The organism is Variovorax durovernensis, assembly GCF_977011995.1.
Map to the genome: position 1 here is coordinate 6,495,989 of NZ_CDRNCW010000001.1, position 26,591 is coordinate 6,522,579.

Below are 26,591 nucleotides of genomic sequence, written 5' to 3' on the forward strand. Positions count from 1 at the left end.
ACCGGCGGAGCCGGTTCCGTGGTGTTCCACGAGAAGGCGGGGAAAGAACGGCGCGGCGCGGTGGTACGACTTAGCTAGTTCAGCAGGCGCTCGGGGTTGGCGTCGAGCTTGGCCAGGGCTTCGCGCGTGGCGCGCACCGTGAGCGTTTCTTCCTCGGCGGGCACCAGCAGGCCGGCCTGCAGGTACATGGCCAGCCGCCCGGCCTGGATCAGGAAGCTGCGGCCGTCCGCGGAGGCGAACAGGTGCAGCTGCTTGCGGTCGCTGCGCCACACGAACTGCACCTGGCTCACCCGGTCGTTGTGGTCGAGCATGAACCAGTTGCCCACCTGCAGCTCATGCGCCCAGGCGAGCATGTCCTCGGCCACCTTGGCGCCGGCGGCATCGGGAACGACTTCGATCGATGCGGCGTCCACGCCGAGCAGCAGCTCGATGCTGTGGGCGTCGAGCGGCAGGTCGGAGGCGCCGCCGACGTCGGTCACGAAGTCTTCCAGGTGCGTCAGCCGCTCGGCCATGGCTTCGATCTTCGCCTGCGGAATCGCCTCGGTCTTCGACATGAAGGCGTCGGACAGCGTGGCGCCGATGATCTTGATGTGCGCTTCCTGCGGCTCGTCGACGATGCCCAGCAGCGCCATGCCCTGGCGCAGGCGCTGCAGCAGCTGCGGCAGGTCCTGTATGACGCGGGCGCGGTCGGTGCGGTTGGGCTTGGCGCTCGCGGCCCACACCAGCTCGGAGGCCACGCGCTTGAGCATGACCGTCTGCTCGCCCTGCGCGCCGTAGCGCAGCGCGGCAATGGCCAGCACCTCGGCCCAGACCTTGAAGAGGAACTCCCGGATCTCGTCGCGCACCGGCATGTCGTTCAACATCTTGCGCAACTCGATGGTGTACTGGATCGCCATCGTTTCCTTCTGCTCGACCTGCTGGGCCACGCTCATCACGCGCTGCGTGGTGTCGCTCTGGGTCAGGTAACGGTTGAGGAAGGCGACGAACTCGTCGAACACCAGCTTGAACACGCGCTGGCCGGTTTCGGGATATTGCTCGATGACCTGCACCACGCGGCGGATTTCGCCTTCGAGCGCGCTGCCGGTGATGGCCGCTGCATCGAAGCCCATCACGCACGAGCCCATGCGGTCGATCAGCATGCGCGCGGGATGCTGCAGGGTGCCGAAGAACTCGGGCTCGGCAATGGCCACGCGCAGCACCGGCATCTGCAGGCGAGCAAACCACACGCGCGCCGAAAAGGGAATGCGCTCCTCGGCCAGGATGGCCTGGAACATCAGCGCCACGATCTCGACCGTGGCCTTGTCGGCGGTGGTCGGCGCGCGCTTCTTGAGTTCGGCGCTGCGCTTGCGCAAGTCGACGGCGGTCTGCTGCATCAGCGTGGCCTGCTCGCCCGGGCCGTCCATGAACTGGGTGGCCGCCATTCGATAGGCGACTTCGGCATCGGCGATGGCGCCGGCGAAGGTGCGCGAGAACACGCGCGGAGCCACGGGGCCGCCGCCCGCGCCGCCACCACCGCCGACATCGGTGGTGCGCCCTTCGGGATTCGCGGCCTGGTATTGCCCCGCGCCGCCGCCGGTGTCTCCGCCTATGCGCGCGGTCACGAAACGCTTGAGGCTCAACAGGGCAGTCTGCGCGCGTTGCCGGGCGATCATCAGCGGCGAACCGCCGGTGGTTGCCGGCGGCGCCACGGCCGAGGGCACCGAGCCCTGCTGCGAGCCGGCGAACCCGAAGCCGGCCCGCTGGGCGCTGTGGGGGCCACCGGACATGCTGCTGTCGCGGGCCATCGAGGCGCTCGACGTGGTCGGGCCGCCGGAGCCACCGCCTCCACCGCCCGGTGCGCCGCTGCCGCCCGTGCGCCGCACGAAGCTCTTGAGATCGATCTCCTGCATCACCCCGTTGGCGACCAGGAACACGTTGGCGTCCTTGTAGGCCTTGACGACCACGTCGACCAGCGCCTGCTGCACGGTGTCCTGCACCCGGGTCCACATGCCGCGGCTCAGGCCCGCGCCGAGCCATTGCTCGACCAGCAGCTTGGCCAGCGTCTCGGGCTTGAGCACGTCGCGGGCGTCGAGTTCGCTGGTGCCTTCGAGGTGCTGGATGCGCAGGCGCAGGTCGCTCAGCTCGAAGCTGGCCTTGTCGTGGATCACCTGCGCCAGGCGCGACGAGAGGATGTTGCTCTCGACCTCCTCGTCGCCGATGAGCTCGAGGCGCAAGCCCGAAGACGCGGCGGCCACGCCGCCGCCCGAGCCCGCCAGCGCCTTGCGCCAGCCGGTCTGCGCGAGCGAGACCCAGCGGGTGCCCTGCCCCTGGAACGCCACGAAATCGTCGCGGTGCTCCTGCATGGCGCGGGCGTTGCCGGCTTCGGAGGCCAGCGAGGTCAGCCGGTCCCGGATCGCACGGGCCAGCGGCACGATCGCGCCTTCCGTGGCCGCCACGAAACGCTCACGCGTCTCGCGAGCGAGCTGCAGGGAAGAAGCGGACCGCGCAATGCTCATTGAAAAGTCGGAAAGGCCAGGGTGTTCGGTTTATCGGCGACAACCGCGAGCTTGCATCGGGATGCTCAACCGCACAAGTGTGGAGAGTGCGCGGCGTTGCATGCGTACCGCGGCGCCTCCCCGGCCACCTGATTCAAACCCTAAGTATCCGTCAGACGACGGCTCCGGCGTTCGGGTCGTCCCCGGACTCCCCGTCGCGCTTGGTGGGGCCGCCCTTGACGAGGTCTTCGCGCTTGATGCCGAGCCACATGGCGATGGCCGCCGCCACGAAGCAGGAGGAGTAGATGCCGAAGCAGATGCCGATGGTCAGCGCCAGGGCGAAGTAATGCAGGGTCGGGCCGCCGAAGAAGAACATCGACAGCACCACCAGCTGGGTGGAGCCGTGGGTGATGATGGTCCGGCTGATGGTCGAGGTGATCGCGTTGTCGATGATCTCGGTGGTCGTCATCTTCCGGTAGCGGCGGAAGTTCTCGCGGATCCGGTCGAAGATCACGACCGATTCGTTCACCGAGTAGCCCAGCACCGCCAGCACCGCCGCCAGCACCGCCAGCGAGAACTCCCACTGGAAGAAGGCGAAGAAGCCCAGGATGATCACCACGTCGTGCAGGTTGGCCAGCACGGTAGCCAGCGCAAACTTCCATTCGAAGCGGAACGCCAGGTAGATCATGATGCCCACGACCACCATGCCCAGGGCCTTGAGGCCGTTGGTGGTCAGCTCTTCGCCGACCTGCGGTCCGACGACCTCGATGCCACGCTGCGTGGCCGACTCGTCGACCGACTTCAGCGCCTGCATGACCTGGGCGCTCTGCTGGTCGGAGCTCATGCCCTTCTGGGCCGGCAGGCGGATCTGGATGTTTTCGGAGGAGCCGTAGCTCTGCACCTGGACATCCGGGTAGCCGAGCTTGCCGATGGCGTCGCGCACCTTGCCGATGTCGGCCGACTGCTTGTACGCGACCTCCATCACCGTGCCGCCCGTGAACTCCACCGACAGGTGCAGCCCGCGGTGGAACAGGAAGAACACCGCCAGCGCGAAGGTGACGACGGAGACGATGTTCAGCACCACCGCGTGGCGCATGAACGGAATGGTCCTGTGGATGCGGAAGAATTCCATGACGCTTGTCCTCGCCCTTTACTTGGTTGCCACGGACGAGCCGTCGGTTGCGGGGCGCCAGACCGTGCCGATGGACACCGTCTTGAGCTTCTTCTTCTGGCCGTACCAGAAGTTGACGAGGCCGCGCGAGAAGAACACGGCGGAGAACATCGAGGTGACGATGCCGATGCAGTGCACCACCGCGAAGCCGCGTACCGGCCCGGAGCCGAAGGCCAGCAGCGCGATACCCGCGATCAGCGTGGTCACGTTGGAGTCCAGGATGGTGCCCCAGGCGCGTTCGTAGCCGGCATGGATGGCCGCCTGCGGCGACGCCCCGTTGCGCAGCTCTTCGCGCACGCGTTCGTTGATCAGCACGTTGGAGTCGATGGCCACGCCGATGGCCAGGGCCATGGCCGCGATGCCGGGCAGCGTGAGCGTGGCCTGCAGCATCGAGAGGATGGCCACCAGCAGCATCAGGTTGACGGCCAGCGCGATCGAGGAGAACAGGCCGAACAGTGCGTAGTACAGGCACATGAAGACCATGATCGCCAGGAAGCCGTACATCACGCTCTTGAAGCCCTTCTCGATGTTGTCGGCGCCCAGGCTCGGGCCGATGGTGCGTTCCTGGATGATTTCCATGGGCGCGGCCAGCGAGCCGGCGCGCAGCAGCAGCGCGAGGTCGTTGGCCTCGACCACGGTCATGGAGCCCGAGACCTGGAAGCGGTTGCCGAGTTCGCCGTTGATCGACGGGGCGGTGAGCACTTCGCCCTTGCCCTTCTCGAAGATCAGCATGGCCATGCGCTTCTTGTAGTTCTCGCGGCTGACGTCGCGCATGATGCGCCCGCCCTTGGCGTCCATGGTCAGGTCGACCTTGGGCTGGTTGCTCTGCTGGTCGAAGCCGGGTTGCGCGTCGGTGAGGTTCTCGCCGGTGACGAGCACCTGCTTCTTCACGATCACGGGCCGGCCCTGGCGGTCGAGGAATTTCTCGGAGCCGAAGGGCACGGGGCCGCCGCTCAGTTCCGCGGCACGGCCCTCGGCGCTTTCGTCCACCATGCGCATTTCGAGCGTGGCGGTGCGGCCCAGGATTTCCTTGGCCTTGGCGGTGTCCTGCACGCCGGGCAGCTGCACGACGATGCGGTCCAGGCCCTGCTGCTGGATCACGGGCTCGGCCACGCCGAGTTCGTTGATCCGGTTGTGCAGCGTGGTGATGTTCTGCTTGAGCGCGGCGTCCTGCATGCGGCGCGCGGCTTCGGGCTTGATGGTGGCCACGAGGCGCCAGTTGCTGCCGTCCTGGCTGTCGGTGGTGGAGAGGTCCTGGAACTGGTCCTGGATGATGCGCTTGGCCGCGTCGAGCGAGGCCGCGTCGCGGAAGGTCACCTCGACGGTCTGGCCGTTGCGGCTGACCGCGGTGCCGCGGATGCTCTTGTCGCGGAAGGTGGTGCGCAGGTCGCTGGCAAAGGACTCGGCCTTCTTGTCGATCGCGCCCTTCATGTCCACCTGCAGCAGGAAGTCGACGCCGCCGCGCAGGTCGAGACCCAGGTACATCGGGAAAGCGTGCAGCGCGGTCAGCCACTTGGGCGAGCGCGACACCAGGTTGAGCGCCACCGTGTATGGCGGGTCGTTCGCGTCGGGCACCAGCGCGCGCTGCACGGCGTCGCGCGCCTTGAGCTGGTCGTCGGTGGTGGCGAAACGGGCGCGCAGCGAGGTGGCGTCCAGTGTGATCAGGTCGGGCGTCAGGCCTGCGGCCTTGAGCGCCTCCTCGACCCGGGTCTGGGTGGAGGCATCGACCTTGACGACCGTCTTGGCCGCCGACACCTGCACCGCAGGCGCCTCACCGAAGAAATTGGGCAGGGCGTAGATGAGCCCCACGAGCAACACGATCACGATGATCGTGTACTTCCAGACCGGGTAGCGGTTCATGAGCGGGCGCTTTTCTCAAGCTTTTCAGAAATGGAACACCGCGTGACTTGGGGCCCTGCGCCGCAAAGCGCAAGGTTCAGCTCACGCTTTTATTGCTTGACGGCGCCCTTGGGCAGGACCTGCACCACGGCGCTGCGCTGGATCTTGATCTCGACGCCGTTGGCGATCTCGAGGCCCAGGTACTGGTCGTTCAGCGAGGTGATCTTGCCGAGCACGCCGCCGGCGGTGGCGACTTCGTCGCCCTTGGCCAGCGCCTCGATCATGGCGCGCGCTTCTTTCTGGCGCTTCATTTGCGGGCGGATCATGACGAAATACAGCACCACGAACATCAGCACCAGGGGCAGCATGCTGCCGAGCGAGGACAACATGTCACCGCCGCCGGCTGCAGCGGGCGCGGTCTGGGCGAAAGCAGAGGAAATGAACAAGAGAGTCTCCAGCAGAGGGAAGAGAAAACGAGAGGAAGGCGGGCCGGTCCCGACTCTTCTCATGGCTTCGCGGCCACGAACGGAATTGGGGCCGCAAGTCAAAGCTCGGCGGGGCTTGGCCGCGCACAGCACCGGGCATTGTATTCGGCGCAGATGGCCGTTCCACGGGCTTATCCGGCGCGGCGGGGAGGGCTTTCCGGCCATCCGGCCCGCCTGCCGGGCGCTATCTTTTAAATAGCAAAAAGCGCCCATCGGGCGCTCTTTGCGGGGAGATCGCTTCGAAAAATCAGGCCGCCGCGCGCTGCGCCTGCGGATTGCGCCACTTGGCCATCAGCTCGTTCCAGCGGATGCGGGCGGCCGCGAGGTTGCGCTCCTTGACGTGGCCGTAGCCGCGGATCTGCTCCGGCAGGCCGGCAATTTCGAGCGCCAGGGCGTGGTTGTCGGCCCGCAGCGCGCCGATCACTTCCTCGATGCTGGCGCGGTACTCGCCGATCAGCGCGCGCTCGGTCTTGCGCTCTTCGGTGCGCCCGAAGATGTCGAGCGCCGTGCCGCGCACGCCCTTGAGCTTCGCGAGCAGCTTGAAGCCGGTCAGCATCCAGGGGCCGAACTTCTGCTTCTGCAGCTGGCCCTTGCTGTTCTTTCTGGCGATGAGCGGCGGCGCCAGGTGGTAGTTGAGCTTGAAGTCGCCCTCGAACATGCCTTCGACGCGGTCGAGGAACGCACGGTCGGTGTGCAGGCGGGCGACTTCGTATTCGTCCTTGTACGCCATCAGCTTGAACAGGTAGCGCGCGACCGCCTCGGTCAGCGCCGAGCTCTTGCCGACGGCCGCCTCGGCCCGCTGCACCTTGCCCACGAACTGCTTGTATTCGTCGGCATAGGCGGCGTTCTGGTAGCCGGTCAGGAATTCCACGCGGCGCGCCACCAGGCTCTCGACCGATTCGCGCTTCTTGAATTCGATGACCTGGCCGGGGCGCACGCGCTTTTGCAGCTCTTCGGGCCGCACGGCCGCCTGGCGGCCCCACTCGAAGGCCGTCTTGTTGTTTTCGACGGCCACGGCGTTCAGCTCGATGGCGCGCATGAGCGACTCGTGCTCCAGCGGGATCCAGCCCTTCTGCCAGGCGTAGCCCAGGATCATCGGGTTGACGTAGATGCTGTCGCCCATCAGCGTGGTGGCGGCGGCATCGGCGTCGAAGGTGCCCATGGCGTCGATGCCCACGGCGCGCGCGATCTCCGCGGCGCAGGCGTCTTCGGGGTTCTGCCAGTTGGCGTTGCGCACGAAGGCGGCGGTGGGCGAGCTGTGGCTGTTGAGCGCCACGTGCGTGCGCCCTTCGCGCATGCGCGCCATGGTTTCGCCGTTGACCGTGACCAGCGGGTCGCAGGCCAGGATCAGGTCGGCCGCCGCGGTGCCGACGCGCGTGGTGCGGATGTCGTCCTGCGTGTCGCCGATCAGCACGTGGCTCCAGGTGGCGCCGCCCTTTTGCGCGAGGCCGGCCGCGTCCTGCGTGACGATGCCCTTGGCCTCGATGTGCGCGGCCATGCCCAGCAACTGGCCGATGGTGATGACGCCGGTACCGCCGACGCCCGCCACCACCACGCCCCAGACCTTGCCGCCCGCCAGCGACGGAATCGCGGGCTCGGGCAGCAGGCCGAACTCGGCCGGCGTGGCCGCCTTGTTCTTGCCCTTCTTCTTGAGCTGGCCGCCTTCGACCGTCACGAAGCTGGGGCAGAAGCCCTTCAGGCAGCTCATGTCCTTGTTGCAGCTGCTCTGGTTGATGGTGCGCTTGCGGCCGAATTCGGTTTCCAGCGGCTCCACGCTCAGGCAGTTGCTCTGCACGCTGCAGTCGCCGCAGCCCTCGCACACCAGCTCGTTGATGACCACGCGCTTGGCCGGATCGACGGCCGTGCCCCGCTTGCGGCGGCGGCGCTTCTCGGTGGCGCAGGTCTGGTCGTAGATGATGGCCGTGGTGCCGGGGATCTTGCGGAACTCGCGCTGCACGTCGTCGAGCAGGTCGCGGTGCTTGACCTGCACGTGGTCGCCGGGGATGTTCACGCCCTCGTACTTCTCGGGCTCGTCGGTCACGATCACGACCTTCACCGCGCCCTCGGCATGCAGGCTCTCGGCGATCTGCAGCACCGAGTGGCCTTCGGGCCGCTCGCCGACCTGCTGGCCGCCGGTCATGGCGACCGCGTCGTTGTAGAGGATCTTGTAGGTGATGTTCACGCCGGCCGCGATGCTCTGGCGGATGGCGAGCAGGCCGCTGTGGAAGTACGTGCCGTCACCCAGGTTCGCGAAGATGTGCTGGTCGGTGGTGAAGGGCTGCTGGCCCACCCACGGCACGCCCTCGCCGCCCATCTGCGTGAAGCCGATGGTGGAGCGGTCCATCCAGGTCGCCATGAAGTGGCAGCCGATGCCGCCCATCGCGCGCGAGCCTTCGGGCACCACGGTGCTGGTGTTGTGCGGGCAGCCCGAGCAGAACCAGGGCTGGCGGGTGGCGTCGACCACGCTGGTGGAGGCCTGCTGCACCACCATCGAGCGCTCCTTGGCCTCGAGGATGGCGAGCTGGGCGTCGATGCGCGCGGCCATGTCGGCGCCGGCCGCGGCCAGCAGGCCGGTCTTGCGCAGGCGCCCGGCGATCGCCTTGGCGATCATCGCGGGGTTCAGGTCGGCGTTGGCGCGCAGCAGGGTGTGCGCGGTCGGATTGGGCATCGACCATTCGCCGCCGGAGTAGCCCTCGGCCGCATGCACTTCGCCCTCGTCGAACTTGCCGACCACGTTGGGCCGCACGTCGGGGCGCCAGTTGTAGAGCTCTTCCTTGAGCTGGTATTCGATGACCTGGCGCTTTTCCTCGACCACCAGGATCTCTTGCAGGCCGGTGGCGAACTCTCGCGTGAGCTGCGCTTCCAGCGGCCACACCACGCCCACCTTGTGCAGCCGGATGCCCAGCTGGCGGCAGGCCGCGTCGTCCAGGCCCAGGTCGATCAGCGCCTGGCGCGTGTCGTTGAAGGCCTTGCCGCTGGCCATGATGCCGAAGCGGTCGTTCGGACCTTGAATGACGTTGTGGTTCAGCCGGTTGGCGCGGATATAGGCCAGCGCGGCATACCACTTGTAGTGCATGAGCCGGGCTTCCTGCTCCAGAGCATGGTCGGGCCAGCGGATGTGCAGGCCGCCGGGCGGCATTTCGAAGTCGGTGGGAATGACGATCTCGACGCGCTCGGGGTCGATCATGGCCGTGGCGCTCGACTCGACGATCTCCTGGATCGTCTTCATGCCCGACCACACGCCCGAGAAACGGCTCAGCGCAAAGGCGTGAATGCCCAGGTCGAGGATTTCCTGCACGTTCGCCGGAAAGAACACCGGCGTGCCGCAGGCCTTGAAGATGTGGTCGCTCTGGTGCGCGGCCGTGCTGCTCTTGGAGATGTGGTCGTCGCCCGCCACCGCGATCACGCCGCCGAACTCGGTGGTGCCAGCCATGTTGGCGTGCTTGAAGACGTCGGAGCAGCGGTCCACGCCCGGGCCCTTGCCGTACCAGATGCCGAAGACGCCGTCGAACTTGTTGGTGCCCTGCGGGGAGAAGCCCAGTTGCTGCGTGCCCCATAGCGCGGTGGCGGCCAGTTCTTCGTTCACGCCCGGCTGGAAGACGATGTTCTGTTCCTTGAGGAACTTGCTGGCCTTCCACAGGGCCTGGTCGTAGCCCCCGAGCGGGGAGCCGCGGTAGCCGCTGATGAAGCCGGCGGTGTTCTTTCCGGCCTGCTGGTCGCGAAGGCGCTGCAGCATGGGCAGCTTGACGAGGGCCTGGACGCCGCTCATGAAGGCCCGGCCGTAGTCGAGCGAGTATTTGTCGTCGAGCGTGACCGTTTCCAGGGCCTTGCGAATGTGCGCGGGCAGCGGTGCATTCATTTTTCTGTCTCCGTATGGCGGGGCCTTGTGAGCCTGGCTGATTACTGTGGGTCTGTGCCCGGGTAGGGCACGAGCCCATGATCGTGCAAAGTGTATGCCGGGGTCCGCGATAGGTGTTTGCGTTCTTTGCCCTGAAAAACCCTGTTCCAGAAAGAATCTTGCTTAAGATTCGACTCCATGGAAAGAATTGACAAGTTCGACCTCGCAATCCTGCAAGAACTGCAGGCCGACGGCCGCCTCACCAACGCCGAGCTGGCCCAGCGCGTGGGCCTCTCGGCCGCGCCCTGCTGGCGCCGGGTGCGCGCGCTCGAGGAAGCCGGCTTCATCAAGGGCTACCACGCCGAGATCGACCGCCACAAGATCGGCCTGGGCGTGCTGGCCTTCGTGCGGGTGGACACCGAGCGCGTGACCCACGAGGCCACCCGCAAGCTGGAAGACGCCATCCGCAAGCTGCCCGACGTGGTGGCCTGCCACTACATCAGCGGCACCGGCACCTTCGAGCTGCAGGTGGTGGCGCAGGACCTGGACAGCTTCTCGGCCTTCGCGCGCCAGCACCTGATGAACCTGCCGAACGTGAAAGACCTGCACACCAGCTTCTCGCTGGGCGAGGTGAAGGCCAGCAGCGCGCTGCCGCTGGGGCACCTGGCGGTCTAGCGGCGCAGCCTCTGGCGCCGAACGGGCTCGGTACTTGCGAGCGGACGGCCGTCGATAGCGACCGCCTAAAATTCCCGCCCACCATATCCCGCCAACCGCGGAAACGAGGACCCTGAATGAACCCCATCCGCCGTGCCCTGGCCCTCGGCCTTGCCGCCGCCACGCTCGCCTTCGGCGCCCAGGCCCAGAACCGCGAACTGATCGTGGCCTCCAGCGCCACCTACGCGCCCTTCGCCTTCGAGAACAAGGACAAGCAGATCGTCGGCTTCGACATCGACATCATCAACGCCATCGCCAAGCAGCAGGGCCTGAAGATCAAGGTCGTCAACACGCCCTTCACCGGCATCTTCGGCGCGCTGAACAACGGCGACGTCGACCTCGTGATCTCGGGCGTGACCATCAACGAGAAGCGCAAGCAGAGCTACGACTTCACGCCGCCCTACTTCGCGGCCCGCCAGCTGATCGCGCTGCCGAAGAACAGCAAGGTTGCCTCGCTGAAGGACCTGGCCGGCAAGAAGATCGCCGTGGTGAGCGCCTCCACCGCCGACGACATCGCCTCGCGCGAGTTCGGCAAGACCAGCCCCGACATCCGCCGCTTCGAGAGCACGCCGCTCATCATTTCGGAGCTGGCCGGCGGCGGCGTCGATGCGGCCATGGGCGACAACGGCGTCATCGCCTACCGCGTGGCGCAGAACCCCGAGCTGAAGACCATCGACGACAAGTCCTTCCCCGAAGAAGGCTTCGGCATCGTCGTGAAGAAGGGCGACAAGCCGCTGCTCGACAAGCTCACCGCCGGCCTCGCGGCCATTCGCGCCGACGGCAGCTACGTGACGATCTACAAGAAGTGGTTCAACAAGGACCCGAACGTCCGATGAGCGCATCCAGCTCAAAGGGCCGCCGCGCACGGCCGCCCGAAGCGGCCGGCCCGCCCCCGGCAGGGGGTTGGAGAGGCGACACGCAGTGCGCGAAGCCCGGGGGGGAGCAATAGATGGAACAACCGATCCTGCTTTTTGGATGGTTCCGCTGGGACATCCTGGTCGAATACAAAGACCTGTTCTGGCAAGGCGCGTGGATGACGCTGCGCATGACCGTGGTCTGCGTGCTGCTGGGGTCGAGCTGGGGCCTGTGCCTCGCGCTCGCGCGCCTGGCGCAGCCACGCCACGCGCCCTGGACCTGGGTCGCGCGCTTCTTCCTGCGCTGGCCCGCAACGGTTTACGTGAGCTTCTTTCGCGGCACGCCGCTGTTCGTGCAGATCCTGCTGATCCACTTCGCGGTGATGCCGGTGTTCATCCACCCGACCAGCGGCCTGCTGATCGACGGCGAACTGGCCCGCACGCTCAAGCAGGAGCACGGCGCGCTCATCTCGGGCGTGGTTGCGCTCACGCTCAACTCGGCCGCCTACATCTCCGAGGTGTTCCGCGCCGGCATCCAGTCGATCTCGCGCGGGCAGTTCGACGCCGGCCGCTCGCTCGGCTTCTCGCCCGCGCAGGTGATGCGCTACGTGGTGCTGCCGCAGGCCTTCCGCCGCATGCTGCCGCCGCTGGGCAACAACGCCATCGCGCTGCTGAAAGACACCTCGCTGGTGTCCGCCATCGGCCTGGCCGAGCTGGCCTACGCCGCCCGCACCGTGGCTGGCGCCTATGCGCGCTACTGGGAGCCGTACCTTGCGATCTCGGTGATCTACTGGGTCATGACGCTGGTGCTCACGACGATGCTGCGCCGACTGGAACACCGCCTGGCTCGCAGCGACAGAGCATAGGCACCCCCCAGGCTTCGCGCACTTCGTGTCGCTGCGCCAACCCCCTTGCAGGGGGCAACACCTGAGGCCCGGCAAAGCCGGTTCCTCGGTGTTCCCGGTATGACGAGATATGTCACGCCGTTGCGGCCGAGGCCAAAATAGCGCCACATGCCACCCATATCCCCCGAAGAGACACCGATCCCGCCCAAGCGGCCGCAGCCCTCCAGGCTCGCCGCCCTCGAGCCCCTGAAGCTCCCCGTGTTCCGCATGCTGTGGAGCACCTGGCTCATCGCCAACATCTGCATGTGGATGAACGATGTGGCCGCGGCGTGGATGATGACGTCGCTCACCTCCTCGCCGATCTGGGTGGCGCTGGTGCAGTCGGCCTCCACGCTGCCGGTGTTCCTGCTGGGCCTGCCCAGCGGCGCGCTGGCCGACATCCTCGACCGCAGGCGCTGGCTGGTGGCCACGCAGTTCTGGCTGGCCGGCACGGCCATCGTGCTGTGCGCTGCACTGGCGCTCGACCTGATGACCGCGCCGCTGCTGCTGGCGCTCACCTTCGCCAACGGCATCGGGCTGGCCCTGCGCTGGCCGGTGTTCGCGGCCATCGTGCCCGAGCTGGTGCCCCGGCCGCAGCTGCCGGCCGCGCTGGGGCTCAACGGCATCGCCATGAACGCATCGCGCATCGTCGGCCCGCTCACCGCCGGCGTGCTGATCGCCAGCGCCGGCACCGTGTGGGTGTTCGCGCTCAATGCGGTGCTGTCGGTGGCATCGGGCTTCGTGGTGCTGCGCTGGCGGCGTGCGCACACGCCAAATCCGCTGGGCCGCGAAAAGCTCATCGGCGCGATGCGCGTGGGCGTGCAGTTCGTGCGGCAGTCGCAGCGCATGCGGGCAGTGCTGGTGCGCGTGTCGATCTTCTTCTTCCACTCCACCGCCCTGCTGGCCTTGCTGCCGCTGCTGGCGCGCAACCTGCAGGGCGGCGGCGCCGGCACCTTCACGCTGCTGCTGGCGGCCATGGGGTCGGGCGCGATCATCGCGGTGCTGTTCCTGCCGCGGCTGCGGCAGGCGCTGGGGCGCGACCAGCTGGTGCTGCGCGGCACGCTGCTGCAGTCGGGCGCCACGGCGGTGATGGCCTTCGCGCCCAACGCCTGGGTGGCGGTGCCGGCGATGTTCTTCGGCGGCATGGCGTGGATCACGGTGGCCAATTCGCTCTCGGTGTCGGCCCAGCTCGCGCTGCCCGACTGGGTGCGCGCGCGCGGCATGTCGATGTACCAGATGGCGATCATGGGGGCGAGCGCGATCGGCGCGGCCATCTGGGGACAGGTGGCCACGGTCACGACGCTGCAGCTGAGCCTTGTCATCGGCGCCATCAGCGGCACGCTGATGATGCTTCTGGCCCTGCGCTGGGTGACCGACGTGAGCGGCGAGGACGACACCAGCCCGGCCGCAGCCGGCTGGGCCGCCGGCCCGCCGGCCGAGGCGCCGCAGGAAGAAGGCCGGGTGGTGATCACGGTCGAATACATCATCGAACCCGCCCGCGCCGCCGCCTTCCACCTCGTGATGCAGCAGACGCGCCGCGCGCGCCTGAGCCAGGGCGCCATCGGATGGGAACTTCTGCATGACATCGCCCAGCCCGAGCGCTACGTGGAGCAGATCGTCGACGACTCGTGGACCGACCACCTGCGCCGCTTCAATCGCGCCACCGCCTCGGACATGGCGCTGCGCGAACGCCGGCTGGCGTTCCACATCGGCGAGGCGGGGCCGGTCATCACGCGCTACATCGTGCGGCGCTGAGGCCGGACGCCCGGCGGATCAAATTTTGACCATCCGGGTGAATTTGATGGCATGCGGCTTGCATGTGGAAAAATCGCCGGGTATCCACGGATAGCCAGCCTTTTTTGACCGTATGGATAATTTAAGCCACCGCCAACTCCGGCGTCACGAGGTACACCCCCGATGAATCCGCCTCCACTGCGCAGCCGTTTCTGGTCCGACCTGACCAGCGAAGAGTTCTCCCGCCTCGACCGTGAACGGCTCATCGCCGTGCTGCCGGTCGGCGCCACCGAACAGCACGGCCCTCACCTGCCGATGTCGACCGACACGGCCACCATCGACGGCATGGTGCGCGCCACGCTGCCCCACCTGCCCGACGACCTGCCGGTGCTCTTCTTGCCCACCGTGCCCTATGGCAAGAGCAACGAGCATTCGCGCTACCCCGGCACGCTCACCGTGTCGGCCAACACGCTGATCTCGCTGTGGAAAGACATCGGCGCCTGCGTCGCCAAGGCCGGGGTGCGCAAGCTGGTGCTCTACAACAGCCACGGCGGCCAGATGAGCGTCATGGACATCGTGGCGCGCGACCTGCGCGAGGAGCACGACATGATGGTCGTGGCCGCCAACTGGTACACGCTGGGCCTGCCCGAGGGCCTGTTCACCGCGCACGAGGGCAAGCACGGCATCCATGCCGGCGACCTCGAAAGCTCGGTGATGCTGCACCTGACGCCCGACTACGTGCGCCGCGACCAGTTCCAGAACTTCAGCTCCATGACCGAGCAGCTGGCCGCCGAGAACAAGTTCCTCTCGATCACCCCCAGCGGCAAGCTCGGCTGGCAGATGCACGACATCAACCCCGCGGGCGCCGCCGGCGACGCCACGCGCGCCACGGCCGAGAAGGGCGCGGCGGTGCTCGACCACGTGGGCCGCCGCTTCGTCGAGCTGCTGCACGAGGTCGACCGCTTCCCGCTCGAACGCCTGGCCAACGTGCCGGCCTGGCGCTAGGCTCGCACGCCATGGACAGCACCCAGACACCACCCCTGGTCAGCCTGCGCAATGTGGGCAAGCGCTTTGCCAACGGCACGCTCGCATTGCAGGGTATGTCGCTCGACATCGGCGAGCACGACTTCATCAGCTTCCTCGGCCCCTCGGGCTGCGGCAAGAGCACCGCGCTGCGGCTGGTCGCCGGGCTCACTCGCCTGAGCTCGGGCGAAATGACCTGGTCGGGCGCCAACACCGGCAAGACACAGAGCGACCGCGACCTGGGCTTCGTGTTCCAGGAACCCACGCTCATGCCCTGGGCCAAGGTGTTCGACAACGTCTGGCTGCCGCTCAAGCTCGCCGGCACCAGCCGCGACGCCGCCGCGCCGGTGGTGCAGCAGGTGCTGGAGCTGGTGGGCCTCTCGCGCTTTGCCGACGTGTACCCGCGCGAGCTGTCGGGCGGCATGAAGATGCGCGTGTCGATCGCGCGCGCACTCGTCACGCACCCGCGCCTGCTGCTCATGGACGAGCCCTTTGCCGCGCTCGACGAGATGACGCGCATCAAGCTCAACAACGACCTGCTGGCGATCTGGCGCGAACACCGCTTCTCGATCGTGTTCGTCACGCACAGCGTGTACGAGTCGGTGTACCTGTCGAACCGCATCGTGGTGATGGCGGCGCGCCCGGGCCGGGTGATCGACGAGATCCGCATTGACGAGCCGTACCCGCGCGGCGAGGAGTTCCGCACCTCGAGCCGCTACAACGCGCATTGCACGGCTGTATCCCAATCCCTGCACGGAGCGCTCCATGGCCTCGACATCGACCATTGAACCCGTGATGCCCATGGACACGACCGAAGCCACTCCGTCCGCCGACATGCTGCGCGCACATGAAGACAAGCTGCGCCGCCGCGAGTCGCTGCTGCGCATCGTCGTGCCCGCGGGCATCGTGCTGGCGCTGCTGCTGATCTGGGAATGGACGGTGCGCGCCAACAACATCCCGCACTACATCCTGCCCGCGCCCTCGCTCATCCTGCGCACTCTGTTCGACAACTGGGATTCGCTCTCCAGCGCGCTGTGGTTCACGGTGAAGCTCACGCTGCTCGCGCTCACGGCGGCCATCGTCGGCGGCGTGCTGCTGGCGATTGCGTTCGCGCTGTTCAAGTGGGTGGAGATCGGGCTGTTCCCGATCGCGGTGATCCTGCAGGTGACGCCGATCATCGCGATCGCCCCGCTGATCCTGATCTACGTGTCGAGCACCACGGCGGCACTATTGCTGTGCGCCTGGATCGTGGCCTTCTTCCCGATCCTGTCGAACACCGTCATCGGCCTGAAAAGCGCCGACAGCAACCTGCGCGACCTGTTCCAGCTCTACAAGGCCTCGCCGTGGCAGACCTTCCGCTACCTGCTCGCGCCCAGCGCGCTGCCGTACTTCATGGCGGGCCTGAAGATCGCGGGCGGCCTGAGCCTGATCGGCGCGGTGGTGGCCGAATTCACCGCCGGCACGGCCGGCAAGGAAACGGGCCTGGCATCGCGCATCCTCGAATCGAGCTTCCGCACCGAGATCCCGATGATGTTCGCGGCCTTGCTGCTGGTGTCGTTGCTCGGCATCGTGATCTTCATCGTGTTCGCCGCCCTGTCGCGCCTGGTGCTCGGCCACTGGCATGAAAGCGAGATGCGCCGTGAAAGGTAGTTTGCTCGCCCCCAGGCTGCGCGCACTTCGTGTCGCTTCGCCAACCCCCTACCGGGGGCAACACCTGCGGCCCGGCAAAGCCGGTTCCGCGGTGTTCCCTTGCAAAGAGTTCCCCCGGACAGAGCCTCGATGAGTTCCGAACACCCTTCCCCGACAAACGTTGACTGGGATGCCGTGCGCGCCGACCTGCGCGGCCTCAACGTGATCACCGCGCCGGCCCAGCGCAAGCAACTCTCGAAAGACTTCTACTGGTACAGCCCCATCCTCACCGCGCAGCTCGCGGGCTGCGTGGCCGACCTTGTCGTCAAGGTCAGCACCGAGGACGACGTGCGCCAGGCGGCGGCCGTGGCCGCCAGGTGGAAGCTGCCGCTGACCGTGCGCGCCGGCGGCACCGGCAACTACGGCCAGTGCGTGCCGCTCGAGGGCGGCATCGTGCTCGACGTGACCCAGATGTGCCGCGTGCTCGACATCGGCGAAGGCCGCATGCGCATGGAAGCCGGTGCGCGCATGCACGACATCGACCTCGCCGCGCGCGAAACGGGTCAGGCGCTGCGCATGTGGCCGTCGACCTGGCATGTGGCTTCCATCGGCGGCTTCATCGCGGGCGGCTTCGGCGGCATCGGCTCGTTCCGCCACGGCATCCTGCGCGACCCCGGCAACCTGCTGCGCGCACGGGTGATGACTGTGGAGCGCGAGCCGCGCGTCATCGAGCTGCACGGCGACGAGATCCAGCAGGTGCACCATGCCTATGGAACCAACGGCGTGATCCTGGACGTCGAAGTTGCGCTGAGCCCGGCCGTCGAATGGGTGCACTGCACGGTGCTGTTCGACACCTATCGCGGCGCGCTCGACTTCGGCATAGCGGCGCAGGCGCCCTCGCTCGACATCTTCCTGCTGTCCACGGTGGAGGCGCGCTTCTCGCCTTACTACACGGCCATGCGCGACCGCTTTCCGCCGGACCGGCACGCGGTGTTCACCATGGTCTCGCCCGATTCGATGGCGGACTTCCGCGCGCTCGCCGAAGCGCACGGCGGCACGATTTCCGTGGCCGGCACCGAGGCCGAGCTGCTGGCCGACGGCCTGCCGCCCGCCTACGAATGCGCGTTCAACCACACGACGCTGCAAGCGCTGAAGGCCGACCGCAGCTGGACTTACCTGCAGGTGGCTTACGCCCAGCCTTTCGACCCGTCGGTGGTCGAGCGCCATCTGCAAATCTTCGGCGACGACGTGTTGCAGCACCAGGACTTCGCACGCGCGAACGGCGAATGCGGCACCTTCGGCATCCTGCTGGTGCGCTGGAAGGGCGAGGCCCATCAGTACGAGCTGATCCGCGAGATCGAGTCGCAGGGCGGCTGCAAGATCTTCAACCCGCACGTCGTGACCATCGAGGATGGCGGCATGAAGACCATCGACACGCAGCAGATCGAGTTCAAGAAGCGCAGCGATCCGATGGGGTTGATGAACCCTGGCAAGACGCGCGGCTGGACTGCTGGCATGGCCATCGAGCGCTGAAATGAAACCTTGGCTTTTCGTTCGTCGTGGGTGGTCTTCTGAGCGTTGCATAGAGCAGCCGTTGATCGGCCGCGCACCAGCAGCGTGCCCTGTGCACAGGGAGTACCCGACGACCTGAGCACGCGCCCCGAAAAAACCCCTCGACCGACACGAAAATCCCATCTCGCATTCAACCCAGGAGTCCACTGCCATGCGCGTTCCCGCTCTGACAATCCGTCCGCTTGCCCTCGGCCTCGCCCTCGCGGCCGCCGCCTTCGCCGTGCAGGCGCAGGAAAAAGTGGTGTTCGCCACCAACTGGAAAGCACAGGCCGGCCACGGCGGCTTCTACCAGGCGCTGGTGGATGGCACCTACAAGAAGTACGGCCTCGACGTCGAAATCATGCAGGGCGGCCCGATGGTCAACAACCGGCCGATGCTGCCGGCCGGCAAGGTCGACTTCCTCATGACGGGCAACCTGCTGCAGTCCTTCGACAACGTGAAGAACGGCGTGCCCACCGTGGTGGTCGCGGCCTTCTTCCAGAAAGACCCGCAGGCCATGTTCGCCCACCCGGGCCAAGGCTTCGACACCTTCAAGGACATGGCCAAGGCACCCGTGGCCTTCATCGGCAAGGACGGCCAGTTCAGCTTCTGGCAATGGATGAAGTCCGAGCACGGCTTCAAGGACTCGCAGCTCAAGCCCTACACCTTCAACGTCGGCCCGTTCCTGGCCGACAAGAAGTCCATCCAACAGGGCTACGCGATCTCCGAGCCGCTGTCGATCAAGGCCCAGGCCGGCTTCGACCCCGTGGTGCAGCTGCTGGCCGACAACGGCTTCTCGACCTACTCGACCACCATCGAGACACGCGCCGACATGGTCAAGAACAAGCCCGAGACGGTGCGCAAGTTCGTCGAGGCCTCGATCATCGGCTGGAACAACTACCTCTACGGCGACAACAAGGCCGCCAACGAGCTCATCGCCAAGACCAACCCCGACTCGCCCGTCGCCTCGCTGCAGGGCTCCATCGAGCTGATGAAGAAGATGGGCATCGTCGACAGCGGCGAGTCGCTCACCAAGGGCATCGGCGCCATGGACGAAGCCCGTGTGAAGGACTTCTACGACAAGATGGTCAAGGCCGGCCTGTACAAGCCCGGCGAGGTCGACCTGTCGAAGGTCGTGACCACGCAGTTCGTGAACAAGGGCGTCGGCGTCGACGTCCGCAAGAAGCTCACCGGCAAGTAAGCACACCGATTTTTTCCCGTGGGTCGCGCGGGGCTTGCGCCGGGGTCAGATGCCGGCGCCTGGGTTGCCATAAGGCACTGCGCGGCCTTTTGTTCCTTGGGCTCTGACCCCGTCTCGCCGACAGGCGAACCGGCCCTCCCATGAAAACCCTGGTCGTCCATTGCCATCCGAACCCTGACAGCTTCAACCACGCGCTCTACCGCACCGCCCTCGAGGCGCTCGAGCCCCGGCACTCCGTCAAGGCCATCGACCTGTACGCCGAGGGCTTCGACCCGACGCTGACACGCGAAGAGCGCATCGCCTATCTCGACAACCCCGAACTGATCCGCGAACGCGTGAAACCCCACGTCGAAGCGCTGCTGTGGGCCGAGCACCTGGTGTTCGTCTACCCGACCTGGTTCCACGGGCCGCCGTCCATGCTCAAGGGCTGGCTGGAGCGGGTGTGGCTGCCGGGCGTGGCCTTCCTGCCGGCCGAGCGCAAGGGGCAGCTCGCGAAGTCGGGCATGCGGCACATCCGGCGGCTGACGGTGGTGACCACCGGCGGCTCGCCGCGCTGGTTCGTGATGCTCATCGGAGACCCGGGCCGGCGGCTCTTCACGCGTGCGCTGCGAGCGCTGTTCGCATGGCGCTGCAAGGTGACCTGGCTGCAGCTGCACGACATGAACGCAGTGACCGCGAGCGACCGCACCCATTTCATTGCGCGTGTGTCGCGCAAGCTGCAGAGCATCTGAGCCATTTCAAACAGAAAGAATAGGGAGCCCGCACCATGAGCCTCGAACGCACGCTCACCGTCCGCGTCGAACGCATCTCGCGGCAGACGCCGGAAATCCTGGCCTTCGAGCTGGCCCACCCGTGGGGCCGGCCGCTGCCGTCCTACGAGGCCGGCGCGCACATCGACGTGCACATGCCGGGCGGCTTCTCGCGCCAGTACTCGCTGGCGCGGGCACCTTCGGGCAACGCGGCGTCGTACGTGATCGGCGTGAAGCGCGAACTCGGCAGCCGCGGCGGCTCGGCCTCGATGCACGAGCGCGTGCGCGAAGGCGACCTGCTGCCGATCAGCGCCCCGCGCAACACCTTCCCGCTGCGCGAGGAAGCCAAGCACCATCTGCTGCTGGCCGGCGGCATCGGCATGACGCCGCTGCTGGCGATGGCGCAGGCGCTCGCGGCGCGCGGCGCCGGCTTCACGCTGTGCGTGTTCGCGCGCAGCGAGGAGCACCTGGCGTTCGCCGATGCGCTGCACGCGCCCTCGCTGGCGCCGCATCTGCGGCTGCACCTCGACCAGGGCGATGCCTCTCAGCGCATCGACCTGCGCGCGCTGCTGGCCGAGCGTGCGCCGGGCACGCATCTCTACGTCTGCGGACCGGGCGGCTTCATGCAGGCAGTACGCGACGCGGCCGCGCACTGGCCGGAAGACGCGCTGCACGCCGAATACTTCGCCGCACCCACCGACGCCAACACCACCACCGGCCTGCCCTTCACGCTCAAGCTGGCGCGGCGCGGCATCAGCGTGCCGGTGGCGGCCGACCAGACCGCTGTCGATGCGCTGCACGAGGTCGGCATCGACATTCCGGTGTCGTGCCAGCAGGGCTTGTGCGGCACCTGCGTGGTCGAGGGCGACGGCGAAGGCGCCGAACACCGCGACTTCTGCCTGACCGGCAGCGAGCGCCGCCACAAGGTGGCGCTGTGCTGCTCCCGCGCCAAGGGCACGGAGCTGGTGCTTCAGCTGTGAACGCGCGCGCTTCCACCACCACCACCACGCCCCCCGTCGTTGCCGACGAGGGCGACGGCGAAGCTCCCGCCACGCGCGGCCGCTCGCGCAAGTACACGCAGGTACTCGGCCTCATCAACCAGGCCGCCATCGAGGTCTTCGCCAGTGAAGGACTCGCCGGCGCATCGACCCAGGCCATCGCCGACAAGGCGGGGCTGTCGAAGGCGCAGCTGCACTACTACATCGAGAGCAAGGAAGCGCTGTACCGGCAGGTGCTGCAGGACATCCTCACCGACTGGATCGTGGTGTTCGGCTTCAGCGACGAGGCCTTCGGCCCGCGCAAGGTGCTGGGCGACCTGATCCGCCGCAAGATGGTGTTCTCGTTCGATCATCCGCTGCGCTCGCGGATCTTCACGGCCGAGATGATGCGCGGCGCGCCGGTCATCAACGACATGATGACCACGAGCAAGGCCCGCACCGACCAGGCCGCCGCCGTGATCCAGAACTGGATGAACCAGGGCCTGATGGACAAGGCCGACCCGATGCTGGTGCTGTTCCACATCTGGGCCGTGACGCAGTTCTACGCCGACCACGCCACGCAGGCCGCCTACTACCGCGACGTGGCGCAGCAGGGCGACGAGAAAGACCGGCGCTACCTGATCGAGCAGGTGACCGAGTTCCTGCTCAAGGGCGCGGGGGTCAAGTAGCCGCGCGCTGCGGCAGGTACATCGTCGCTTCGACTTCCACCAGCACCTCGTCCCCCGGCAGGAAGCGCGACACCTCGACCACCGTGCTCACCGGCGGCTCGCCCGGATAGAACAGGCCGCGCACGCGGTTGTAGAAGGCGTAGTGCGGCAGGTGGCGGAAGTACTGCACCAGCTTCACCACGTCTTCCATGGTGCCGCCGTGCTCGGCGGCGATCTGGCGGATGCGCTCCAGCACGAACCAGCTCTGCGCCACGATGGGTGCCTCGAACACGTCCACCGACATCTGGCCGGTGGCGTAGCCCACGCCCTGCAGCGCGGTGCGCGCTTCTTCGGGAATGGCGTCGTAGCCGGCGACGGCGCGGCGCGTGGCCGGGTCGACCGCGACCACGCCGCTCATGAAGACGAAATCGCCGACGCGCTTGGCGGCGGCGTAGTTGGCCATTGGCTTGCCCATGCTCATTGGGTTTTCTCCAGATTTTTCTCGATGATCCGGCCGGCGCGGATGACGGTGCGTTGCCTTCCGCGCGGGCCGATGAGTTCGTGTTCGTCGGTGGCCGACAGCACCAGCAGGTCCGCCGGGCAGCCCGGTGCGATGCGCCCGTCCCACGCGAGCCCCAGCGCCTTCGCGGGGTTCACGGTGACGGTGTCTAGCCAGTCGGCCGCGGGCGCCAGGTGCGCCACCTGCACGCCGAGGCCGAATGTCTCCAGCAGGTCGTAGCTGCCGTAGGGATAGAAGGCGTCCTGCACGTTGTCGGTCGCCAGGCTCGCACGCAAGCCCCGTGCCGCCGCCTCGCGGATGCGCGTGATGCCGCGCTGCACAGGCGTGCGGTCCCACGCGCCCTGCAGGTAGAGGTTGGTGGTGGGCAGCGCGATGAGATGCAGCCCGGCGCCCGCGCACAGCGCAAGGGTTTCGCCGGCGACCGCATCGTCCTGCACCGACAGCGAGCAGGCATGGCCGCAGGCCACGCTGCCCTTGAAGTCGCGCGCGCGCACCAACTGCGCGATGCTGCGCAGGCCGCCAGCTTCGGCGTCGAGCCCTTCGTCCACATGGAAGTCGAGCGCCAGCCCGTGCTGCTGCGCCAGGTCGAAGACGCGCCCCAGCTTGTGCACGATGCCATCGTTGCGGTACACGAACGCACCCAGCACGCCGCCCGCGCGCTTCACCTCGCGCGCGATGCGCTCGCCGGCCGCGAGGTCGGCGAACAGATCGAGCGGCGTGAGCGAGACGAACTGCAGTTCGACACGGCCGCGCCATTCCTCGCGCAGGGCTTCGAACACGGCCAGCGCTGCCGGCGGCTCGGCCTGCACCCAGTCGAGGTGCGTGCGCAGCGCGCGGGTGCCGCACTGCCATGCGTCGTGCAGTGCGCGCTCCATGCGCAGGCGCAGCGACTCGCCGGTCCAGCTGTCGCGATGCTTGTTCATGCGGTCGATGGCCACGAACAGGTTGCCCTGCGCGGCGCCCACGTCCTGCACGGTGTAGTTCTTGTCGATGTGCGCATGGGCCTCGACCAGCGCGCTCAGCAGCGTGCCACGCGCGTGCTTTTGCTCGGCGCTCGGCGTGATCGATTCGACCTTGCCGGCGGCCAGCACGATGTCGAACAGCTGCGCGTCGCCGGCGCCGAAGCCTCGCAGCGGCGCCGGAATGCGCAACGCTTCGAGCTTCATGCGCGCTGCCGCCAGGCGCGCAGCCAGCCCAGGCCGGCCGACGTACCGCCGGGCTCGGCGCCGCGGGCGGGCCGGTACTCGCAGCCGACCCAGCCCTGCCAGCCGCACTGCGCCGACACCTCGTCGATCACCTCGAACAGGTAGGGGTAGTTCTGCTCGCCGATGTCGGGCTCGTGGCGCTCGGGCACGCCGGCGATCTGCAGGTGGCCGACGCGGCCGGTGGGCAGGTACTTGCGGATCTTCATCGCCACGTCGCCTTCGACGATCTGGCAGTGGTACAGGTCCATCTGGACCTTGAGGTTGGGCGCGCCGACAGCCTCGACGATCTCGTGCGCATGGTCTTGCCGGTTGAGGAAGAAGCGCGGAATGTCGCGTGTGTTGATGGGTTCGATCAGCACGTCGCGGCCGGCCTTGGCGGCTTCGGTGGCGGCCCAGCGCAGGTTGTCGAGGTACACGGCCTGCACCGCCTCGCGCTCCAGGCCTTCGGGCACTAGGCCTGCCATGACGTGGATGCGCGGGCAGTCGAGTGCCACGGCGTAGTCGATGGCCCGGGCGATGCCTTCGCGGAATTCGGCGTCGCGCCCCGGCAGGCAGGCGAGGCCGCGGTCGCCGCCGTCCCAGTCGCCGGGCGGGCCGTTGAAGAGCACCTGCTTCAGGCCGTTGGCCTGCAGGCGGGCAACGATTTCCTTCTGCGGGAAGGCATAGGGGAAGAGGTATTCGACGCCCTGGAAGCCGTCTTTGGCGGCGGCGTCGAAGCGGTCGAGGAAGTCGAGCTCCGGGTAGAGCATCGAGAGGTTGGCGGCGAATTGGGGCATGGGGTGTTTTTACTACCAGCGCGCGCCGAAGGTGCGGCGCAGTTCATCGATCTGTGCGGCGTCCAGCGGCTCTGGCCCTGCAGCCTGCGTGAGCATCTGGAGCCGGGCGGTTTCCTCGAGTTCCTCGAGTACGGACATGGCGGCGGCGGGGGTGTCGTGCCAGACGTTGGGGCCCAGGCGGGTGAGCATCACGGCGCGGATCGGCGTGCCGGCCGCGCCCATGCGTTCGATGGCCTGCGCGACTTGTTCGGCCGCCTCTGGCGCGCCGGGGCGGTGGTACGGAATGACGGGCACATGGCCGACTTTCATCACGAAGTAGGGTGTGAGCGCGGGCAGCAGTTCGTCGCCCGTTGGGTTCAATGTGAGCGCGACGCAGTGGGTGCTGTGGGTATGGATGACGCAGGCGGTGTGTGCGTCGAACTTGCGCGCGGCGGCGTAGATGCGCGTATGCAGTGCGATGGTCTTGCTGGCGCGGTCGCCGCTTGTCTGGCGGCCTTGCGCGTCGAGCCTTGCAAGGCGCGCGGGGTCGAGAAAGCCGAGGCAGGCATCGGTCGGCGTGATGAGGAAGCCGTCGTCCAGCCGCACGCTGATGTTGCCGGCGGTGGCATGCACGTAGCCCCTGTCGAACAGGCTGCGGCCTGTGCGGCAGATTTCTTCTCTTGCTTGGGTTTCGGTCATTTCTTTTAACGCTGTTGTTCGGGGGACTGCACAGGCCACCGGGTACTCCCCTCCGCGAATGTCCCCCGGGCTTCGCCCTCCTCCTTTATTTCGCTGCGGGGAGCACCCGATGCCCTGTGCAGTGGGCACGCTGCTGGTGCTCGGCCGATCAACCGGCGCTCTGTCCAACGCTCACGACGATGGGGTGCCTTGCGCAGCGAAATAGAGGAGGGGGCCGCAGGCCGGGGGACATTCGCGGAGCAAGGTACCCCGTCGGCGTGAGCGCGCCCCTGCAACACGAACGTCATTCGAGCACCGCAAACGCCTTGGTAAAAAAGTCATCGCTGCCGAAGTTGCCCGACTTCAATGCAATGTGCAAGCCAGCCTCCGGCGCTGCGTCGGAGCGCGCATGGCACCACGGCACGCCAGGGTCGATCTGCGGGCCGATCTGCATCTGGTCGATACCCAGCGCCTGCACGCATGCGCCGGAGGTTTCGCCACCGGCCACCACCAGTTGGCGCACGCCGCGTTCGACCAGGCCACGCGCGATGGCGGCAATGGTGCGCTCGACCAATGCGCCGGCCTCCTCCACGCCGAGTTTTCCTTGCACCGACTTCACGGCGCCGGCATCGGCTGTGGAATAGACGAGCACGGGGCCCTTGTCGATCAACGGCGCGGCCCACGCCAGCACTTCTGCTGCGACGTCCACTCGCTGCGCTATGCGCAACGGGTCGATGGCCATGGCCGCGCCGCCGCGCTGGATGAAGTCTTGCACCTGCCTGTTGGTGGCGAGGGAGCAGCTGCCCGACACGACCGCCGTCCTGCCGCCGGCCTTCGGCAATGCGCTGGCCTGCGACGAAGGTGCCAGCCCGAAGTTGGCCGGCAGGCCGATGGCAACGCCGGAGCCTGCGGTGACGAGCGGCATCTTCGCGAGCGCGGGGCCCATGCGCAGCAGGTCGTCGTTGGAGACGGCGTCGACGATGGCGATCGAAATGCCCTCGGCCTTGAGCTGAGCGATGCGTTCGTCGATGGCCGCCGCACCGCGCGCCACAACGGCGTAGTCGATCAGCCCCACCTTGCGCGTGCACTGCGCCTGCAGCACGCGCACCAGGTTCGGGTCGGTCATCGGCGTGAGCGGATGGTTCTGCATGCCGCTTTCGTTGAGCAGCACGTCGCCCGCGAACAGGTAGCCCTTGAACACGGTGCGCTTGTTGTCGGGGAAGGCGGGGGTGGCGATGGTGAAGCCGCAGTTCAGCGCGTCCATCAGCGCCTCGGTGACGGGGCCTATGTTGCCCTGCGGCGTGCTGTCGAAGGTGGAGCAGTACTTGAAGTAGATCTGGTGCGCGCCCTGTGCCTGCAACCAGCGCAGCGCGGCCAGCGATTGCGCGATGGCTTCGGCCGGCGCGATGGTCCGCGACTTGAGCGCGACGACCACGGCATCGACATCCGCATCGAGCGGCGGTAGTTCGGCCCCCACGCTCGGCACTTCGTGTCCTCGCTGCCCCCCAAGGGGACGCGCGCTTGCTTCGGGCACGCCGATGGCCTGCACCACGCGCATGCCGGCGCGCACGAGGTTGTTGGCGAGGTCGGTGGCGCCTGTGAAATCGTCGGCGATGCAGCCGAGCATGAGCTTGGCCATGGC

The 26,591-nt window shown here is 67.4% G+C and carries 22 protein-coding genes; 12 read left to right on the forward strand and 10 right to left on the reverse strand.

The genetic code is table 11. From position 1 onward, the window contains the following. Positions 1 to 74: 74 nt before the first annotated feature. The 5 genes from ACWV14_RS30885 to ACWV14_RS30905 form a co-directional block, all read right to left on the reverse strand. The gene (locus ACWV14_RS30885; protein ID WP_454905639.1) at positions 75 to 2,495 is read right to left on the reverse strand and encodes a DUF1631 family protein; all 2,421 of its coding nucleotides are present in this window, start codon (positions 2,493 to 2,495) and stop codon (positions 75 to 77) included. Positions 2,496 to 2,646: 151 nt separating this feature from the next. Continuing rightward, positions 2,647 to 3,606: a protein translocase subunit SecF gene (gene secF / locus ACWV14_RS30890; RefSeq protein ID WP_454905641.1), complete on the reverse strand. Its 960-nt coding sequence runs from the start codon at positions 3,604 to 3,606 to the stop codon at positions 2,647 to 2,649. Positions 3,607 to 3,624: 18 nt separating this feature from the next. Continuing rightward, complete coding sequence (gene secD / locus ACWV14_RS30895; RefSeq protein WP_454905643.1) at positions 3,625 to 5,505, reverse strand: protein translocase subunit SecD; 1,881 nt, start codon at positions 5,503 to 5,505, stop codon at positions 3,625 to 3,627. A gap of 89 nt (positions 5,506 to 5,594) precedes the next feature. Continuing rightward, positions 5,595 to 5,930, reverse strand: coding sequence for a preprotein translocase subunit YajC (yajC, locus tag ACWV14_RS30900; protein ID WP_062478234.1), 336 nt, complete (start codon positions 5,928 to 5,930; stop codon positions 5,595 to 5,597). 286 nt (positions 5,931 to 6,216) lie between these two features. Continuing rightward, the gene (locus ACWV14_RS30905) at positions 6,217 to 9,828 is read right to left on the reverse strand and encodes an indolepyruvate ferredoxin oxidoreductase family protein (protein WP_454905645.1); all 3,612 of its coding nucleotides are present in this window, start codon (positions 9,826 to 9,828) and stop codon (positions 6,217 to 6,219) included. Between the two features lie 177 nt (positions 9,829 to 10,005). On the opposite strand from ACWV14_RS30905, the gene ACWV14_RS30910 reads away from it, so the two are divergent. The 12 genes from ACWV14_RS30910 to ACWV14_RS30965 all read left to right on the forward strand — a co-directional run bounded on the left by ACWV14_RS30910 (position 10,006) and on the right by ACWV14_RS30965 (position 21,812). After that, positions 10,006 to 10,482, forward strand: a complete 477-nt coding sequence (locus tag ACWV14_RS30910) for an Lrp/AsnC family transcriptional regulator (protein WP_454905647.1) — start codon at positions 10,006 to 10,008, stop codon at positions 10,480 to 10,482. A 116-nt stretch (positions 10,483 to 10,598) separates the two neighbouring features. Beyond that, a complete protein-coding gene (locus tag ACWV14_RS30915; RefSeq protein ID WP_454905649.1) occupies positions 10,599 to 11,357 on the forward strand; it encodes a basic amino acid ABC transporter substrate-binding protein in 759 nt (252 codons plus the stop codon). A 113-nt stretch (positions 11,358 to 11,470) separates the two neighbouring features. Next, entirely contained in the window at positions 11,471 to 12,241 is a 771-nt protein-coding gene (locus ACWV14_RS30920; RefSeq protein WP_454905651.1) for an amino acid ABC transporter permease, read from the forward strand. A 147-nt stretch (positions 12,242 to 12,388) separates the two neighbouring features. After that, positions 12,389 to 14,014, forward strand: a complete 1,626-nt coding sequence (locus ACWV14_RS30925; RefSeq protein ID WP_454905653.1) for an MFS transporter — start codon at positions 12,389 to 12,391, stop codon at positions 14,012 to 14,014. Positions 14,015 to 14,176: 162 nt separating this feature from the next. Next, on the forward strand, positions 14,177 to 14,998 hold the full coding sequence (locus ACWV14_RS30930; RefSeq protein WP_454905655.1) for a creatininase family protein: 822 nt from the start codon (positions 14,177 to 14,179) through the stop codon (positions 14,996 to 14,998). 11 nt (positions 14,999 to 15,009) lie between these two features. Further along, positions 15,010 to 15,804 (forward strand): ABC transporter ATP-binding protein, encoded by a 795-nt coding sequence (locus ACWV14_RS30935; RefSeq protein WP_454905657.1) that lies wholly within the window; start codon positions 15,010 to 15,012, stop codon positions 15,802 to 15,804. Next, positions 15,782 to 16,666 (forward strand): ABC transporter permease, encoded by an 885-nt coding sequence (locus ACWV14_RS30940; RefSeq protein WP_454905659.1) that lies wholly within the window; start codon positions 15,782 to 15,784, stop codon positions 16,664 to 16,666. Before ACWV14_RS30935 ends, ACWV14_RS30940 begins: the two co-directional genes overlap by 23 nt. 129 nt (positions 16,667 to 16,795) lie before the next feature. Beyond that, positions 16,796 to 18,178, forward strand: a complete 1,383-nt coding sequence (locus ACWV14_RS30945) for an FAD-binding oxidoreductase (RefSeq protein ID WP_454905661.1) — start codon at positions 16,796 to 16,798, stop codon at positions 18,176 to 18,178. Positions 18,179 to 18,368: 190 nt separating this feature from the next. Continuing rightward, on the forward strand, positions 18,369 to 19,397 hold the full coding sequence (locus ACWV14_RS30950) for an ABC transporter substrate-binding protein (RefSeq protein ID WP_454905663.1): 1,029 nt from the start codon (positions 18,369 to 18,371) through the stop codon (positions 19,395 to 19,397). Between the two features lie 140 nt (positions 19,398 to 19,537). After that, positions 19,538 to 20,128 carry an NAD(P)H-dependent oxidoreductase gene (locus ACWV14_RS30955; RefSeq protein ID WP_454905665.1) on the forward strand — a complete coding sequence of 197 codons (591 nt, stop codon included), beginning with the start codon at positions 19,538 to 19,540 and terminating at the stop codon, positions 20,126 to 20,128. A 35-nt stretch (positions 20,129 to 20,163) separates the two neighbouring features. After that, entirely contained in the window at positions 20,164 to 21,126 is a 963-nt protein-coding gene (locus tag ACWV14_RS30960) for a PDR/VanB family oxidoreductase (protein WP_454905666.1), read from the forward strand. Continuing rightward, a complete protein-coding gene (locus ACWV14_RS30965) occupies positions 21,123 to 21,812 on the forward strand; it encodes a TetR family transcriptional regulator C-terminal domain-containing protein (RefSeq protein ID WP_454905668.1) in 690 nt (229 codons plus the stop codon). Before ACWV14_RS30960 ends, ACWV14_RS30965 begins: the two co-directional genes overlap by 4 nt. On the opposite strand, the gene ACWV14_RS30970 is transcribed toward ACWV14_RS30965, so the two are convergent. From ACWV14_RS30970 to otnK, 5 genes are all read right to left on the reverse strand, one after another. Then, positions 21,805 to 22,272 carry a RidA family protein gene (locus tag ACWV14_RS30970; protein ID WP_369630641.1) on the reverse strand — a complete coding sequence of 156 codons (468 nt, stop codon included), beginning with the start codon at positions 22,270 to 22,272 and terminating at the stop codon, positions 21,805 to 21,807. The genes ACWV14_RS30965 and ACWV14_RS30970 overlap by 8 nt on opposite strands. Then, entirely contained in the window at positions 22,269 to 23,477 is a 1,209-nt protein-coding gene (locus ACWV14_RS30975) for an amidohydrolase family protein (RefSeq protein ID WP_454905670.1), read from the reverse strand. Before ACWV14_RS30975 ends, ACWV14_RS30970 begins: the two co-directional genes overlap by 4 nt. Beyond that, positions 23,474 to 24,292 carry a 2-oxo-tetronate isomerase gene (gene otnI, locus ACWV14_RS30980; RefSeq protein ID WP_454905672.1) on the reverse strand — a complete coding sequence of 273 codons (819 nt, stop codon included), beginning with the start codon at positions 24,290 to 24,292 and terminating at the stop codon, positions 23,474 to 23,476. Before otnI ends, ACWV14_RS30975 begins: the two co-directional genes overlap by 4 nt. 12 nt (positions 24,293 to 24,304) lie before the next feature. Next, positions 24,305 to 24,970 (reverse strand): class II aldolase/adducin family protein, encoded by a 666-nt coding sequence (locus ACWV14_RS30985; protein WP_454905674.1) that lies wholly within the window; start codon positions 24,968 to 24,970, stop codon positions 24,305 to 24,307. Positions 24,971 to 25,253: 283 nt separating this feature from the next. Beyond that, a complete protein-coding gene (otnK, locus tag ACWV14_RS30990) occupies positions 25,254 to 26,588 on the reverse strand; it encodes a 3-oxo-tetronate kinase (RefSeq protein WP_454905676.1) in 1,335 nt (444 codons plus the stop codon). Between the last annotated feature and the right edge of the window lie 3 nt (positions 26,589 to 26,591).

Excerpts from the sequence above, each read along its gene's own strand:
- ACWV14_RS30885 (WP_454905639.1), bottom strand. The coding sequence starts at position 2,495 with ATGAGCATTGCGCGGTCCGCTTCTTCCCTGCAGCTCGCTCGCGAGACG.
- secF (WP_454905641.1), bottom strand. The coding sequence starts at position 3,606 with ATGGAATTCTTCCGCATCCACAGGACCATTCCGTTCATGCGCCACGCG.
- secD (WP_454905643.1), bottom strand. The coding sequence starts at position 5,505 with ATGAACCGCTACCCGGTCTGGAAGTACACGATCATCGTGATCGTGTTG.
- ACWV14_RS30905 (WP_454905645.1), bottom strand. The coding sequence starts at position 9,828 with ATGAATGCACCGCTGCCCGCGCACATTCGCAAGGCCCTGGAAACGGTC.
- ACWV14_RS30910 (WP_454905647.1), top strand. The coding sequence starts at position 10,006 with ATGGAAAGAATTGACAAGTTCGACCTCGCAATCCTGCAAGAACTGCAG.
- ACWV14_RS30915 (WP_454905649.1), top strand. The coding sequence starts at position 10,599 with ATGAACCCCATCCGCCGTGCCCTGGCCCTCGGCCTTGCCGCCGCCACG.
- ACWV14_RS30920 (WP_454905651.1), top strand. The coding sequence starts at position 11,471 with ATGGAACAACCGATCCTGCTTTTTGGATGGTTCCGCTGGGACATCCTG.
- ACWV14_RS30925 (WP_454905653.1), top strand. The coding sequence starts at position 12,389 with ATGCCACCCATATCCCCCGAAGAGACACCGATCCCGCCCAAGCGGCCG.
- ACWV14_RS30930 (WP_454905655.1), top strand. The coding sequence starts at position 14,177 with ATGAATCCGCCTCCACTGCGCAGCCGTTTCTGGTCCGACCTGACCAGC.
- ACWV14_RS30935 (WP_454905657.1), top strand. The coding sequence starts at position 15,010 with ATGGACAGCACCCAGACACCACCCCTGGTCAGCCTGCGCAATGTGGGC.
- ACWV14_RS30940 (WP_454905659.1), top strand. The coding sequence starts at position 15,782 with ATGGCCTCGACATCGACCATTGAACCCGTGATGCCCATGGACACGACC.
- ACWV14_RS30945 (WP_454905661.1), top strand. The coding sequence starts at position 16,796 with ATGAGTTCCGAACACCCTTCCCCGACAAACGTTGACTGGGATGCCGTG.
- ACWV14_RS30950 (WP_454905663.1), top strand. The coding sequence starts at position 18,369 with ATGCGCGTTCCCGCTCTGACAATCCGTCCGCTTGCCCTCGGCCTCGCC.
- ACWV14_RS30955 (WP_454905665.1), top strand. The coding sequence starts at position 19,538 with ATGAAAACCCTGGTCGTCCATTGCCATCCGAACCCTGACAGCTTCAAC.
- ACWV14_RS30960 (WP_454905666.1), top strand. The coding sequence starts at position 20,164 with ATGAGCCTCGAACGCACGCTCACCGTCCGCGTCGAACGCATCTCGCGG.
- ACWV14_RS30970 (WP_369630641.1), bottom strand. The coding sequence starts at position 22,272 with ATGAGCATGGGCAAGCCAATGGCCAACTACGCCGCCGCCAAGCGCGTC.
- ACWV14_RS30975 (WP_454905670.1), bottom strand. The coding sequence starts at position 23,477 with ATGAAGCTCGAAGCGTTGCGCATTCCGGCGCCGCTGCGAGGCTTCGGC.
- otnI (WP_454905672.1), bottom strand. The coding sequence starts at position 24,292 with ATGCCCCAATTCGCCGCCAACCTCTCGATGCTCTACCCGGAGCTCGAC.
- ACWV14_RS30985 (WP_454905674.1), bottom strand. The coding sequence starts at position 24,970 with ATGACCGAAACCCAAGCAAGAGAAGAAATCTGCCGCACAGGCCGCAGC.
- otnK (WP_454905676.1), bottom strand. The coding sequence starts at position 26,588 with ATGGCCAAGCTCATGCTCGGCTGCATCGCCGACGATTTCACAGGCGCC.